14 protein-coding genes are annotated in these 14265 nt (G+C 48.8%); 6 read left to right on the plus strand and 8 right to left on the minus strand.

Annotation, left to right across the window (positions count from 1 at the left end; translation table 11 throughout):
- Positions 1–118: 118 nt before the first annotated feature.
- The 8 genes from noc to rpmH form a co-directional block, all read right to left on the minus strand.
- Complete coding sequence (gene noc / locus QMO62_RS18240) at positions 119–946, minus strand: nucleoid occlusion protein (RefSeq protein WP_284643037.1); 828 nt, start codon at positions 944–946, stop codon at positions 119–121.
- A 225-nt stretch (positions 947–1171) separates the two neighbouring features.
- The gene (gene rsmG, locus QMO62_RS18245; RefSeq protein ID WP_284644977.1) at positions 1172–1897 is read right to left on the minus strand and encodes a 16S rRNA (guanine(527)-N(7))-methyltransferase RsmG; all 726 of its coding nucleotides are present in this window, start codon (positions 1895–1897) and stop codon (positions 1172–1174) included.
- 6 nt (positions 1898–1903) lie between these two features.
- Positions 1904–3796, minus strand: coding sequence for a tRNA uridine-5-carboxymethylaminomethyl(34) synthesis enzyme MnmG (mnmG, locus tag QMO62_RS18250; protein ID WP_284643039.1), 1893 nt, complete (start codon positions 3794–3796; stop codon positions 1904–1906).
- 34 nt (positions 3797–3830) lie between these two features.
- Positions 3831–5207 (minus strand): tRNA uridine-5-carboxymethylaminomethyl(34) synthesis GTPase MnmE, encoded by a 1377-nt coding sequence (gene mnmE / locus QMO62_RS18255; RefSeq protein WP_284644978.1) that lies wholly within the window; start codon positions 5205–5207, stop codon positions 3831–3833.
- A gap of 90 nt (positions 5208–5297) precedes the next feature.
- Positions 5298–5915, minus strand: a complete 618-nt coding sequence (gene jag, locus QMO62_RS18260) for an RNA-binding cell elongation regulator Jag/EloR (RefSeq protein ID WP_284643041.1) — start codon at positions 5913–5915, stop codon at positions 5298–5300.
- Positions 5912–6643: a membrane protein insertase YidC gene (yidC, locus tag QMO62_RS18265; RefSeq protein WP_284643043.1), complete on the minus strand. Its 732-nt coding sequence runs from the start codon at positions 6641–6643 to the stop codon at positions 5912–5914. Before yidC ends, jag begins: the two co-directional genes overlap by 4 nt.
- 99 nt (positions 6644–6742) lie before the next feature.
- Entirely contained in the window at positions 6743–7108 is a 366-nt protein-coding gene (gene rnpA / locus QMO62_RS18270) for a ribonuclease P protein component (RefSeq protein WP_284643044.1), read from the minus strand.
- A gap of 125 nt (positions 7109–7233) precedes the next feature.
- On the minus strand, positions 7234–7368 hold the full coding sequence (gene rpmH / locus QMO62_RS18275) for a 50S ribosomal protein L34 (protein ID WP_284643045.1): 135 nt from the start codon (positions 7366–7368) through the stop codon (positions 7234–7236).
- Between the two features lie 529 nt (positions 7369–7897).
- On the opposite strand from rpmH, the gene dnaA reads away from it, so the two are divergent.
- From dnaA to gyrB, 6 genes are all read left to right on the plus strand, one after another.
- Positions 7898–9274 (plus strand): chromosomal replication initiator protein DnaA, encoded by a 1377-nt coding sequence (gene dnaA / locus QMO62_RS18280; RefSeq protein ID WP_284643047.1) that lies wholly within the window; start codon positions 7898–7900, stop codon positions 9272–9274.
- Positions 9275–9476: 202 nt separating this feature from the next.
- Positions 9477–10619, plus strand: a complete 1143-nt coding sequence (dnaN, locus tag QMO62_RS18285) for a DNA polymerase III subunit beta (RefSeq protein WP_284643049.1) — start codon at positions 9477–9479, stop codon at positions 10617–10619.
- A 19-nt stretch (positions 10620–10638) separates the two neighbouring features.
- Positions 10639–10854, plus strand: coding sequence for a S4 domain-containing protein YaaA (gene yaaA / locus QMO62_RS18290; protein ID WP_284643051.1), 216 nt, complete (start codon positions 10639–10641; stop codon positions 10852–10854).
- Entirely contained in the window at positions 10854–11963 is a 1110-nt protein-coding gene (gene recF, locus QMO62_RS18295) for a DNA replication/repair protein RecF (protein ID WP_284643053.1), read from the plus strand. The genes yaaA and recF overlap by 1 nt, the downstream gene beginning before the upstream one ends.
- 81 nt (positions 11964–12044) lie before the next feature.
- Entirely contained in the window at positions 12045–12293 is a 249-nt protein-coding gene (remB, locus tag QMO62_RS18300; protein WP_284643055.1) for an extracellular matrix regulator RemB, read from the plus strand.
- Positions 12294–12319: 26 nt separating this feature from the next.
- Positions 12320–14236 carry a DNA topoisomerase (ATP-hydrolyzing) subunit B gene (gene gyrB, locus QMO62_RS18305; protein ID WP_284643057.1) on the plus strand — a complete coding sequence of 639 codons (1917 nt, stop codon included), beginning with the start codon at positions 12320–12322 and terminating at the stop codon, positions 14234–14236.
- The last annotated feature ends 29 nt before the right edge of the window (positions 14237–14265 follow it).

Consider the following 14265-nt stretch of genomic DNA (forward strand, 5'->3'; position numbering starts at 1 on the left):
CATTCACCTCATATTAAAACTGAATACTTCTTCTGCTAGCTTCATAGACAAAAGACGAAAAGAAAAGCCTCTTTCGAGGCTAATGTCGTCTATTACAACAAGAAACTCTTTATTCATTTTATCGCTTCGGAATCCGAATTACAATCTCATAATGATCCTCGTAATCTTGTTCCACCGTATTAATAGGAAGACCGGAGGAAGATACCATATCCACGGACTGGCGAATGGTGTTTAAGGCCAACCGTACATCCTTCGAATAGGAGATTCGTTTCGGCTTACTCTTGGCTTTGATCGCTTCTTTCAACAGAGCGATTCTGGCTTCCGTCTGTTTTACATTCAATTCTTTCGATATAATGTCTTCCAGTACTTTCACCTGAAGCTCTTCTTGGTCAAGTGCCAACAACGCTCGAGCATGGCGTTCCGTTATTTTCCGTTCCATCAAGGCCAATTTGACCGGATCACTTAAATGCAGCAACCGAATCTTGTTGGCAATCGTAGACTGACTCTTTCCTAAACGTTGCGCGAGACTTTCTTGCGTTAAGCTATGCATATCGATTAATTGCTGATAAGCAATAGCTTCTTCTAACGCTGTTAAATTTTCACGCTGAAGGTTTTCGATAAGAGCAATCGAAGCAGCTTGTGAATCATTGAAATCACGAATAATGGCCGGTATGGTGTCATATCCCAGCTTTTTGACCGCCCGCAGACGACGTTCTCCCGCAATCAACTCAAATTGCTGATTACGCACTCGTACTACAATCGGCTGAATGACGCCATGTGTTTTTATCGTCTGACACAATTCTTCAATGCGTTCGTCGTCAAAAATAGTCCTTGGCTGATAAGGACTTGGCACGATGTCATTGACAGGAACATTCTTCACTTCGTCTGCTGCATCTGTTGACGTTTTTTCCGAAAAACCGAACAACTTTGAGATTTGTTCCTTCATCCTGATAACCACCCGATCTTTTTGCCAAGAAATATAAATATCTTAACTACGATGAAAAACGCCCGAATACGTCGTCGTTAGACAAGTTAACGCGGTATCCGAGGCGATTCGATCGACTAACATATATAATTCTCCAAGAACGTGAAAATTCCTGCCGAACCTAGGAAAGAAAAACATTCTTGGAGTTCTTCACAAAAACACATGTAATATGTTCCACGTGGAACACTATTTTACCAGCGGCGACTTTAAAGGGGTTCCCGCTTTGCGTGGATATTTCGCCGGAGTAGCACCCGTCTTTTCAATAATAATAATATGGCGTGTTGAATCCTCAACAGGCAGCTGGAATCGATGCGTGTACTGGTGTTTCGCACGGAGCTCTTTAAAGCTGAATTCCGCTTCCTTCAGTTCCTCATCCACCTCACTGCCTTTCATGGCCACGAAGCGCCCGTGAGGAGTTACAAAAGGAAGACAGAATTCATTTAGTACAGCCATTCGGGCAACCGCACGGGCCGTAACCATATCATATTGGTCCCGGTGAGCCGCTTGCCTGGCAACATCCTCAGCACGACCATGTACGCACTCCACTCCCTGCACGCCCATTGCGTCAACAACATGCTTAAGGAATTGAATTCGCTTATTTAATGAATCTACAATCGTCACTTTAATGTGAGGAAAAGCAATCTTAAGCGGCAGACTTGGGAAGCCGGCGCCCGAACCGATGTCGGCCAGACGCTCCACTCCATCCATATTCACAAAGAACGCGGCAGATAATGAGTCGTAGAAATGCTTGACGTATACCTGCTCCCTCTCCGTAATCCCCGTTAGATTCATCCGCTCGTTCCAATCGACTAGCTCTCGATAATAGATCTCAAATTGCTCCAGCTGTGTCTCCGAAAGGGTAATGCCCCTTGCTGTGAGAAGTTCAACGAATTGGGCTTGAACCGCATCCATCTTCATCTACACTGTACCTCTTGTAGCAAGCACCTTGTTGTAATGCTCCAGATGAACAAGAAGAATCGAGATGTCCGCAGGTGTAACGCCGGATATCCGAGATGCTTGCCCGATGGAGATCGGACGGATCTTTGCCAGCTTTTGCTTCGCTTCCGTAGAAATCCCATGGATATCCTCATATATAATGTCATCCGGAATTTTCTTTTGCTCCATCTTACGAAGCTTTTCTACATGAGCCAGCTGCTTTTCAATATATCCGGTGTACTTCACTTGAATTTCTACTTGCTCCTTCTCTTCTTCCGTCATCTCATACGGTGCGGGAGAAATCTGATGGATATGCTCCAACAGCACCTCAGGTCGACGCAGCAGAGTGAGTAGATCCACCGAGTTCACTAGCTCTGCACTGCCTAATGAAGCAAGCAGCGGCTGGGCCTCCACCGGCTTGACCTTGACCGATTTCAAGCGCTCCTTCTCCTCTTCCACCTTGCGAACCTTCTCTTGGAATCGGCCGTAACGCTCCTCTGTAATCAGACCGATTTCATAACCGATCGGAGTTAGACGAAGATCTGCATTGTCATGACGAAGCAGCAGTCGATATTCAGCACGCGAAGTAAGCAATCGATAAGGCTCATTCGTACCCTTCGTCACCAAATCATCAATTAATACCCCGATGTAGGCCTCCGAGCGATCAAGAATCACCGCTTCTTTTCCTTGCACCTTAAGCGCGGCATTGATTCCCGCCATAATGCCCTGTCCGGCCGCCTCCTCATAACCGGAGGTTCCGTTGATCTGGCCTGCAGTAAACAAACCGTCCACTACCTTCGTCTCTAACGAAGGCTTCAACTGTGTCGGTATTACCGCATCATATTCAATGGCATAGCCGGTACGCATCATTTCAACTTTTTCCAAACCTGGAACGGAACGTAAAATTTGCAGCTGCACATCCTCCGGCATACTCGTCGATAAGCCTTGGACGTAATATTCCTTTGTGTTCCGGCCTTCCGGCTCCAAGAAAATTTGGTGCTTCGGCTTATCGGCGAAGCGTACAATTTTATCTTCGATGGAGGGACAATAGCGCGGCCCCGTTCCCTCGATCGCACCGGAGAACATAGGCGCCCGATGCAGGTTATCATTAATGATCTTATGCGTTTGCTCCGATGTATAAGTCAGCCAGCACGGCAGTTGATTCGGCACCTCTTGCGTCGTTTCGAATGAGAAGAATTTCGGCTTTTCATCCCCAGGTTGAATTTCCGTTTTGGAGAAATCAATGGAGTCCTGGTGGACGCGCGGAGGTGTACCTGTCTTGAAGCGCACAAGCTCCAGACCATGCTTGCGCAAGCTCTCCGACAATTTCACCGCCGGCTGCTGGTTATTCGGGCCGCTCTCGTACATCAGCTCGCCCATAATAATTTTCCCGCGCAAGTAAGTACCCGTAGTCAGTACCACCGCTTTTGCATAGTAGGTAGCTCCGGTTTTCGTTACAACCCCTCTGCAAACCCCTTCCTCTACGATTAGCTCTTCTACAAGACCTTGGCGCAGCGTCAGATGCTCCTGCTTTTCAATCGTCTCTTTCATCGTATGTTGATAAAGGAACTTATCCGCCTGGGCACGAAGCGCATGAACCGCCGGCCCCTTCCCTGTGTTCAGCATTCTCATTTGAATATACGTTTTATCGATGTTGCGCCCCATCTCCCCACCAAGCGCGTCAATCTCCCTCACCACATGACCCTTGGCCGGTCCCCCTACCGAAGGATTACATGGCATGAAGGCTACCATATCCAGGTTAATCGTCAGCAGCAGCGTCTCACAGCCCATCCTCGCCGCGGCTAACGCCGACTCACATCCGGCGTGTCCCGCACCGATGACAATCACATCATATTGTCCCGCTGAGTATCCCATTTTTCCACTTACCCCCTAACAAAATGACAAACGTTTATTTACCCAAACAAAATTGTGAAAAGATTTGATCAATCAACGAATCGCTAACTGAATCTCCAATAATTTCGCCTAGCTGCTCCCAAGCGTTGCGTATATCAATTTGGATCATATCAATCGGCACGAAGCTTTCCGCTGCTTCATAAGCCTCGGATAAAGCGCTATGCGCCTGCTTTAACAAGTGAATATGGCGTACATTACTTACATATGTTAGGTCCCCCGACTCCAGCTGACCGCTGAAGAAGATGCTGGCTATCGCCTTCTCGAGATCGGTAATCCCCTGATTCTCCAGGAGGGACATCCGAACGACCCGTTCATCGCCAAACACTTCTACCAGGTAATTCACTTCAATTTCCTGCGGTAAATCTAACTTATTGACAATTACGATGACCTGACGCTCACGCAGCTGCTCGATCAATTCATGTTCACCCTGCTGGAGCGGCTCCGCTCCGTTTACTACGAAGAGAATGAGATCCGCCTCCGACAAAGCGTTCCTGGAACGCTCGACGCCAATCTGTTCGACCAAGTCTGTCGTTTCCCGAATACCCGCCGTATCCAACAGCTTCAGCGGAATTCCGTTGACGTGCACATACTCCTCAATGACATCCCGTGTGGTACCGGCAATCTCAGTGACAATGGCCTTCTCCTCTTGAGCAAGAGTGTTCATTAAGGAGGACTTCCCTACATTCGGGCGGCCTACGATCGCCGTTGTGATGCCCTCACGTAAAATTTTACCCTGCTGCGCCGTCACCAGCAACCGATCGATTTCAGCTAGTGCATTTGTGCATTTATCCTTAATAAAAGCATTCGTCATCTCTTCGACGTCATGCTCCGGATAATCGATGTTCACTTCAATATGGGCCATAAGCTCTACGAGCTGATGCCGAAGCACTTTAATTTGACGAGACAGACTGCCTTCCGATTGCTTCAAGGCCACCTTGAAGGCACGGTCCGACTTCGCACGGATTAAATCGATAACCGCTTCAGCCTGAGACAGGTCTATTCGCCCGTTCAGGAAAGCCCGCTTCGTGAATTCTCCCGGCTCCGCAATCCGCGCTCCTTGCTCCAGCAGCAGATCCAGCACCTTCTTGACGGAAACAAACCCGCCATGGCAGCTGATCTCCACTACATCCTCGCGGGTAAAGGTTTTGGGAGCCCTCATTACCGTAACCAGTACCTCTTCCACCCGTTCCCCGGTTTTCGGATTATGAATGAAGCCGTACCGCACCGTATGCGATTCCATGTCCGTAAGCTTCGTCTTGCCCCGATATACTCTATCGCTTATCGCTACCGCCTCATCGCCGCTCACCCGGATGACAGCAATTCCGCCTTCTCCCATGGGCGTGGCAATGGCAGCTATCGTATCCTCAATCATCACAAATACCTTCCTCTTCTCTTTCGTAGACGTTCATAATTAAGAAAAAACGCAATGAGTCATAAACATCATGACATCATTGCGGTGGTTTCAGCGTAATACGATAACGACTCTGCGGTTCGGCTCGTCCCCTCGGCTGAAGGTTCGTACCTTGGCGTGGTTTTGAAGCTGGGAATGAATCACTTTGCGCTCTTGCGGTGACATCGGTTCCAAAACAACTTCCTTCTTCGTACGAATGACCCGGTCGGCAAGACGATCCGCCAGTTCGGCCAACGTCTTCTTTCGACGCTCTCGGAACTGCTCTGCATCCAGTAGGATGCGCATATGATGATCGGAATATCGGTTCGCGACAATGTTCACCAGATACTGCAGCGCATCGAGCGTTTGTCCTCGCCTGCCGATCAGCATGCCGAGCTCCGATCCGTGAAGATGAAGCTCGATGCCGTCTCTCGTTTTCTTTTGATCGATGCGCACCTGCAAATTCATCGTCCGGAATACATCCTGGAGAAAAGCATGAACCTCCTCCATCGGATCGGGAATCAGCTCCAGCTCCACCTTCGCCTCTTTAACGCCGAACAGTCCGAACAATCCCTTGCTCGGCTGTTCCAGCACCACCCGTTTCACTCGTTCTTCGGTAACGTTCCATTGCTGGAGGCCGTTTTGAACCGCATCCTCAATCGTTTTACCCGTCACCACGATTTTCTTCATTTCGTCAAGCCACCCTTATTTTGAGGTCCGTAGATAAAATAAGTTTGAACGATCGTGAAGATATTGCTGTATACCCAGTAAAGCGGAAGCGCAGAAGCGAAGTTCATGGCCATCACGAAGATCAGCACCGGGAATATAAACATCAGGCTTTGCATTTGCGGATTCATCTGGGACGACATCATTCTCTGTTGAAGGAATGTTGTGAGTGCTGCAAGCAGCGGCAAAATATAATAAGGATCCTTCGTACCGAGCTGCATCCAAAGGAAAGAATGCTCCCCGATATGCTGATTACGCATAATGGCATTATACAGAGCAATCAGAATCGGCATCTGAACAACGAGCGGTAAACAGCCGGCAAGCGGATTCACGCCTTCCTTCTGGAACAGCTTCATCGTCTCTTCCTGCTGCTTCTTCGCGTCGTCCTTGTATTTCTCCTTAATCTTCTTCAGCTCCGGCTGAACTTCCTGCATCCGTTTGGAGCTCTTATATTGCTTCAGCGTTAATGGAAGAATAATAAGACGGATAATGATGGTTACCGCGAGAATCGCTAACCCGTATTCCCCCCAGAGGAGATCGGCGAACCAGTCCATAGAGACGGACAAAGGATGGACGAAATACTTGTCCCACACACCGCTGTTCGGATCGATCGGCGTAAGCGCCGGACTACAACCCGCAAGCAGTAATAGCAATGAGAAAAGCGGCACATATTTTGCAAATCGACGCGTCAAAATGAGTTCCTCCTAAGCATTCGCTACAAATATAAGCTGCGGAAAAAAAAGAGTCTTTTCCAATTATCAACTATATCATATCTGGCACACTAAAGAAAATTATTCTTTCGTCTTTATAGAAGGAGTACGTACGAGCAGCGACGCCCGTTTCAGGACGTGCAGCATACTTTTCTCGAGCTCCTGATAAGACATCTCCACGACCGGCTTCCGGGCAATGACAATCAAGTCATATCCGGCAGGAAAGCGATCGGCATTCAGTCGCACAATCTCCTTCATCACCCGGCGGATCCGATTGCGGACGACCGCATTCCCCAGCTTCTTGCTGACCGAAACCCCAAGTCGAAACGTGTCCTGGGCAGGCTGCGGCATATAATAAAGTACAAACTGATGATTGGCCGCCGATTTGCCATAACGGTATACCTTGTCGAAATACTCCCTTTTCGTTAAACGATTACTCTTATCCACGGATCATACGCTCCAATATCCTTCAGAATCCGGCAAATCCTTACCTATCCTGCACGTTTCCATGAGATTTTAAACGATTTTGCCCATAATAAGCAAAAAAGACCACCTGATGTGGTCTTTTCATTTTACGCGCTCAGTACTTTTCTGCCTTTAAGACGACGAGCAGCCAAAACCTTGCGGCCGTTCTTCGTGCTCATTCTCTTACGGAAGCCATGATTCTTGCTGCGCTTCCTTACATTCGGTTGAAATGTCGGTCTCATCTATTGCACCTCCTATAGGGATTCGATCTACATTGTGAGTCCTTGGGTCCCCAAAATACCTTCTAACATTAAACCATCTTGAGAGGCAAAAGTCAACGCTGCAGGCGGGCAAAACGGCTATCCACAAACGGTAAATGCTAGAAGCGGAAATCGACAAAATCGCCTGTGAATAAAAAAACGGCAAAACTTCGCCGATTCTGTCGAACTGTGAACAGATTATAAACAATATCTTGTGTTGTTGATAAGTTATGGGCACAATCTATGGGGTTTGTGGATAAATCCAAAACTTCCGTTGCGGAGCAGGGTCTTTTTTGTTATTATGAGTATGTTTTCGTTTGTGGATATCGAAATTCGTCAACAGCTTTATCAACAGCCTGTGGATATCTTTGTGAACAATTTTCCGACCCTCTGAATAGAATTTTCCCCAAGTTTCTGCATATTGTGGATACTTATCGACAAGTTTCCGTTTTATTCTACAAGGTCACGGGTTCCGCCACACCGGTTATTTTTCTGAAGGAGTGAATAGATTGTGGAAAGCCATCCTAACGACCAGTGGCAGCAGGTACTATCCATTATTCAAAAAAGGGTGAGCAAACCAAGCTACGAAACGTGGCTTACTTCCACAAGGGCGGCCCGGTTCACCGATACGACGGTCGTCATCTGCACCCCCAACAATTTCGCAAGAGAATGGCTGGAGAACCGCTACACGAAGCTCATTAGAGATGCGATTCTCGAGTATAACGGCAAGCAGGTGGAGCTGCGCTTTATTATAGAGTCGGAAGATGAGAAGGAAGAGACCTCATCGGCTCCCGCCCCCCAGCCCTCCAAGCCGGCCAAGCAAGCTGCTGCTCCCGCAGCGGGCGAAGAACCCTTTAGTCATATGATGAACCCAAAATATACATTTGATACCTTCGTCATCGGATCCGGCAACCGGTTCGCTCATGCAGCGTCGCTTGCTGTCGCCGAGGCGCCGGCCAAAGCGTATAATCCGCTCTTTCTTTATGGAGGCGTTGGGCTTGGGAAAACGCACTTGATGCATGCGATCGGTCACTATGTGCTAGAGCATAATCCTAGTGCGAAGGTGCTCTATATTTCTTCCGAGAAATTCACCAACGAGTTTATCAATGCCATCCGCGACAATCGCGGGGAAAGCTTCCGCAACAAATACCGCAACATCGATATCCTGCTCATTGATGATATTCAGTTCCTGGCCGGAAAAGAACAAACGCAGGAGGAATTTTTCCATACCTTCAATGCGCTGCATGAAGAACGGAAGCAGATCATTATTTCCAGTGACCGGCCGCCGAAAGAAATACCGACATTGGAGGAACGGCTCAGATCGCGCTTCGAATGGGGCTTAATTACGGATATTCAGCCGCCGGATCTGGAGACGCGGATCGCCATCCTGCGCAAGAAGGCTAAGGCCGAGAACCTTGATATTCCGAATGAGGCGATGGTCTACATAGCCAATCAGATCGATTCGAACATTCGTGAGCTCGAAGGCGCTTTGATTCGAGTTGTGGCTTATTCTTCGCTGATCAATGAAGACATCACCTCGCATTTGGCAGCTGAAGCGCTGAAGGATATTATTCCAAGCAGCCGTCCGAGGGTCATTACGATTCAGGATATCCAGCAGAAGGTCGGGGAGTTCTACGGATTGAAGATTGAGGATTTCAAAGCGAGGAAACGAACCAAATCCGTTGCCTATCCGAGACAAATCGCCATGTATTTGGCAAGAGAGATGACGGACTTCTCTCTTCCTAAGATCGGCGAGGCCTTCGGAGGACGAGATCATACGACCGTGATCCATGCTCATGAGAAGATTTCCGTAGCGTTAAAGAACGATCAGGAATTATTTAAAATTTTACAAAATATCACCGAAAAAATTAAAAACGTGACGATGTAGCGGCCGAAACGAGCGGCCATCTACATCTGCATAAAGGGGAGCCTATGCACAAACTATTCACATGTGGATAGGCTTTCTTTCTGCGCGTTTCATGCACATATCCACATATCCCGGCCCCCTACTACTATTACTAAATAAAAAAAGGTATTATGTAGATATATATGCGAGGTCTGTCCATTTTAGAACCAGTAGGAGTGAAAGTATGAAATTAACCGTACTGAAGGAATTTTTGAATGAATCCATTTCGCATGTTTCCAAAGCGATTACGAGCAAAACGACAATTCCCATTTTGAGCGGAATCAAAATAGATGCAGACACCACAGGGATGACATTAACCGCCAGCGATACGGACATTTCAATCCAAAGCTTTATTCCTATGGAGAAGAACGATATTCGCGTGATCGAGCTGAAGCAATCAGGCAGCGTCGTTCTCCCTTCTAAATTTTTCGTTGAAATCATTCGTAAGCTGCCTGCGCAGCAAATTGAGATCGAAGTGAAGGATCATTTTCAAACGATTATTCGCTCGGGTTCGGCGGAGATCCAGCTGATGGGTCTCGATCCGGAGGAATATCCGATCATGCCGGGGATTGAAGAGAACCGCCGTGTCCAAATTCCGAGCGACCTTTTGAAAACGATGATCAAACAAACGGCCTTCGCCGTATCGACGAATGAAGCAACGCCGATTTTGACTGGTATTTTGTGGACGATCTCCGACGGAAAGCTGAAATTTACCGCGTGCGACCGGCATCGCCTTGCCAGCCGGGAGACGAACATCGATGTAGATGCGGATTTTTCGCTTAACAACATTTCCATTTCAGGGAAGACGATGAACGAGCTTTCCAAAATTTTGCCTGACCAGAATACCTTGATTGACGTGGTATTCGCGGATAATCAGGTGCTTTTCAAGATGAGCTCGATTCTTTTCTATACACGGATTCTGGACGGCACGTACCCGGATACCTCTAAGCTGATTCCGCAGTCGTTCCAAACGGAGCTCGCCGTAGGCACCCAGGAGTTGGCCGATGCGATCGATAGAGCATACGTACTCTCCCGCGAGGAGAAGACGAATATCGTGAAGCTTGTTATGCGGGATGACCAGTCCATAGAGGTCTCTTCCAGCTCCTCCGAGCTTGGGAAGGTAACGGAGGAATTGGTCGTGTCGCGCTTGAACGGAGAGCTGCTCCGTATTTCGTTCAACTCCAAATATATGCTTGATGCACTGAAGGTCATGGACAGCGCGCAGGTCCAAATCGGATTTACGGGCGCCATGCAGCCGATCATTATCCGTCCGGATGAGGAGTCGAGCCTGCTGCAGCTGATCCTGCCATATCGCACGACAAACTGATGGAAGGGCGGATGCCAACATGAAAAAGGTGGAAATCGATACGGAGTACATCACCCTAGGGCAGTTTTTGAAGCTGGCTGACTGCATTTCCACAGGCGGCATGGCGAAGCCTTTTTTACAGGAAAACGAGGTCATCATTAACGGGGAAGCCGACAACCGCCGCGGACGCAAGCTGAGAGATCAGGATGTCATCCAGGTCGAAGGCTGTGGACAATTTCAAGTGGTGCGCAAATAATGCATCTGAAGAGGCTGTCCCTGCAGCATTACCGCAATTATCAACATGTGGAATTCTCAACGGACCACCAGGTAAACATTATCGTCGGACCTAACGCGCAAGGGAAAACGAATTTGCTGGAGTCCATCTTCGTCATGGCGCTAACCAAATCCCATCGCACCCATCAAGATAAGGAGCTTATCCAGTGGGATGCCCCCCATACGCTGCTGCATGCTGAAGTTGTGAAGCGCTACGGGAACGTTCAACTGGATCTGTCCATTACCCGGCAAGGGAAGAAGGCCAAGATCAACGGTCTCGAGCAGAGAAAATTAAGCAACTTCATCGGTACCATGAATGTCGTCATGTTCGCTCCGGAGGATCTGGAGATCGTGAAGGGTTCCCCGGGTGTACGCCGCCGGTTTCTCGATATGGAGATCGGCCAGGTGCACCCTGCCTATCTCTACGACCTGACGCAGTACAACAAAATCCTGCTGCAGCGAAACAATTATTTAAAGCAGCTGTACGCTTCTCCCGGCGGCAAAGCCCCCCTTCTTGAGGTATGGAATGAACAATTAGCGCAGTTTGGTGTTAAAATTATGAAAAAGCGTCAAAGCTTTATTAAGAAGCTGCAAACTTGGGCGGAAAAGATTCATAGCGGCATTACGAACGGACAAGAAACGCTTCGAATCGCTTACGAAAGTTCTCTGCCGGCCGCGCAGACGGAAGATGAAGCTGTTTTATTGGACCAATTTATGATAAAGTTAACACAGGTGAAGGATCAGGAATTGCGCCGCGGCGTCACCCTTGTCGGCCCGCATCGCGATGACCTGCGCTTTTTCATTGATGAGAAAGAAGTGCAAACCTTCGGCTCCCAGGGACAGCAGCGGACAACGGCATTGTCTTTGAAGCTGGCGGAGATCGAGCTTATCAATGAGGAGGTCGGGGAATACCCTCTGCTGCTTCTTGACGACGTCTTGTCGGAGCTGGACCGCTTCCGCCAGACGCAGTTAATCGAGACGTTTCAGAACAAGGTACAAACCTTCATCACGACAACCGGCATTGAGGGGATCGATCTTTCCAAGCTGGAGAGCGCCTCAGTCATTCATGTAAAGAGCGGCAGTATCGTGTAATGGTTCACCAAGGCTTACGCCCGGACTTGTACGAGCGTAGCTTTTATCATAGATCGTCTGACGGGTAAGGAGCTGAACGGGATGTTCATCCACTTGGGCGGAGAAAAGATTATTCGCGCTTCAGAGCTTGTCGCTATTTTTGACTTATCTATCGAAAAATCCTCTAAAGTCTCGAAGCAATTTATCACGTATGCCAATAAAGAAAAGCGGGTGGAAGTCATCGGCGAGGAGGAAAGCAAGTCGCTCGTCGTAACGCAGACGAAGGTCTATTATTCTCCCATCTCCTCCATGACTCTGAAGAAACGAGCCCATCAGCTGTTAACAAACTAGATTGATCAAGAAAAGTAGGTGTCAAGATGTCTGTCAATCCTAATGCTGCGACATATGATGAAAGTCAGATTCAGGTGTTGGAAGGCCTGGAAGCCGTTCGAAAACGTCCGGGGATGTACATTGGTTCCACGAGCGCCCGCGGTCTTCATCATCTGGTGTGGGAAGTAGTAGATAACAGTATCGACGAGGCGCTAGCCGGCTATTGTACCAAAATTCAAGTCACAGTCCATAAGGACAACAGCATTACGGTTGTCGATAATGGCCGGGGCATTCCTGTCGGCGAGAATCCGAAGCTGAAGAAGTCTACTTTGGAAGTCGTGCTTACCGTACTCCACGCAGGCGGAAAGTTTGGCGGCGAAGGCTATAAGGTATCCGGAGGTCTGCACGGCGTAGGTGTGTCTGTTGTTAACGCGCTATCCAAGAAGCTCGTCGTACAGGTAAAGCTTAAAGGCAAGATCTATCAGCAGGAGTATCACTGTGGTGTTCCGCAATACGACGTCAAGGTGATCGGCGAAACGGATGAAACAGGGACAACCGTTACCTTCTGGCCGGACGAGGAAATTTTTACGGAGACCACGGAATACGACTACGATACGCTACAAGGGCGCATTCGCGAGCTTGCCTTTCTGAACAAGGGCATCGAGATCATTCTGACGGATGAGCGTACGGAACAGTCCCAAAGTTTCCTGTATGAGGGTGGGATTATCTCGTTCGTCGAATATTTGAACCGGAATCGGGAAGCGGTGCACCAACCGCCGATTTATACGGAGGGTATGAAGGATAACATTCAAGTGGAGATCGCCCTGCAATATAACGATTCCTATACAGAGAACATTTATTCGTTTGCCAACAACATCAATACCCATGAGGGCGGTACGCACGAATCGGGCTTTAAAAGCGCATTGACCCGTATTTTGAACGACTATGCCCGTAAGCATAATGCCATTAAGGACAGCGATTCGAACCTATCCGGGGATGACGTACGGGAAGGCTTGACAGCGATCATATCCGTGAAAATCCCGGAGCCGCAGTTTGAAGGGCAGACCAAGACGAAGCTTGGCAACAGCGAGGTGCGAGGTATCGTCGAATCCCTGTTTGCTGAGAAGCTGCAGGAATTCATGGATGAGAACCCGGCAATTGCCAAGAAAATCTTGGAGAAGGGTGTGCAAGCCCAGCGTGCCCGTGAAGCAGCGAGAAAGGCTCGTGAGCTGACGCGCCGCAAGAGCGCGCTCGAAGTAAGCTCCCTCCCTGGTAAGCTGGCTGACTGTTCCTCCAAGGATGCCTCGATCAGTGAGGTGTATATCGTTGAGGGTGATTCCGCAGGCGGATCAGCCAAGCAAGGACGCGACCGGCATTTTCAAGCGATTCTCCCGCTGCGCGGTAAGATTCTGAACGTAGAAAAAGCCCGTTTGGACAAAATTTTGTCCAATGCGGAGATTCGCGCCATCATCACAGCCCTGGGTACGGGCATTGCGGATGATTTCGATATTTCGAAGGCGCGCTACCACAAGATCATTATCATGACCGATGCGGACGTAGACGGTGCTCATATCAGGACCTTGCTGCTCACGTTCTTCTACCGCTACATGCGCAAGCTGATCGAGTACGGCTATGTCTATATCGCGCAGCCGCCGCTCTACAAGCTGGAGCGTAACAAAACGATTCGATATGCTTATAACGATAAGCAGAGAGAAGCGATTATGGCGGAGTTCGGCGAGGGCTCCAAAGTCAATGTCCAGCGCTACAAGGGTCTTGGAGAGATGAATCCGTCCCAGCTGTGGGAGACAACGATGGATCCGGAGAGCCGTACGCTGCTGCAAGTAACGATCGAGGATGCGAAGCTGGCTGACGACCTGTTCGATACGTTAATGGGCGATGCCGTAGAGCCACGTCGTGATTTTATTCAAGAGCATGCGAAGTACGTAAAGAACTTGGACATTTAAAAGCTGGAATGACGACGCAGACATCTGCT

The organism is Paenibacillus silviterrae (genome assembly GCF_030167925.1).
Lineage (GTDB): Bacteria > Bacillota > Bacilli > Paenibacillales > NBRC-103111 > Paenibacillus_G > Paenibacillus_G silviterrae.

What these genes read in the sequence shown, in the direction of transcription:
- noc (WP_284643037.1), bottom strand. Translation starts at nt 946, where the DNA reads ATGAAGGAACAAATCTCAAAGTTGTTCGGTTTTTCGGAAAAAACGTCA.
- rsmG (WP_284644977.1), bottom strand. Translation starts at nt 1,897, where the DNA reads ATGGATGCGGTTCAAGCCCAATTCGTTGAACTTCTCACAGCAAGGGGC.
- mnmG (WP_284643039.1), bottom strand. Translation starts at nt 3,796, where the DNA reads ATGGGATACTCAGCGGGACAATATGATGTGATTGTCATCGGTGCGGGA.
- mnmE (WP_284644978.1), bottom strand. Translation starts at nt 5,207, where the DNA reads ATGATTGAGGATACGATAGCTGCCATTGCCACGCCCATGGGAGAAGGC.
- jag (WP_284643041.1), bottom strand. Translation starts at nt 5,915, where the DNA reads ATGAAGAAAATCGTGGTGACGGGTAAAACGATTGAGGATGCGGTTCAA.
- rpmH (WP_284643045.1), bottom strand. Translation starts at nt 7,368, where the DNA reads ATGAGACCGACATTTCAACCGAATGTAAGGAAGCGCAGCAAGAATCAT.
- dnaN (WP_284643049.1), top strand. Translation starts at nt 9,477, where the DNA reads ATGAAATTAACCGTACTGAAGGAATTTTTGAATGAATCCATTTCGCAT.
- yaaA (WP_284643051.1), top strand. Translation starts at nt 10,639, where the DNA reads ATGAAAAAGGTGGAAATCGATACGGAGTACATCACCCTAGGGCAGTTT.
- recF (WP_284643053.1), top strand. Translation starts at nt 10,854, where the DNA reads ATGCATCTGAAGAGGCTGTCCCTGCAGCATTACCGCAATTATCAACAT.
- remB (WP_284643055.1), top strand. Translation starts at nt 12,045, where the DNA reads ATGTTCATCCACTTGGGCGGAGAAAAGATTATTCGCGCTTCAGAGCTT.
- gyrB (WP_284643057.1), top strand. Translation starts at nt 12,320, where the DNA reads ATGTCTGTCAATCCTAATGCTGCGACATATGATGAAAGTCAGATTCAG.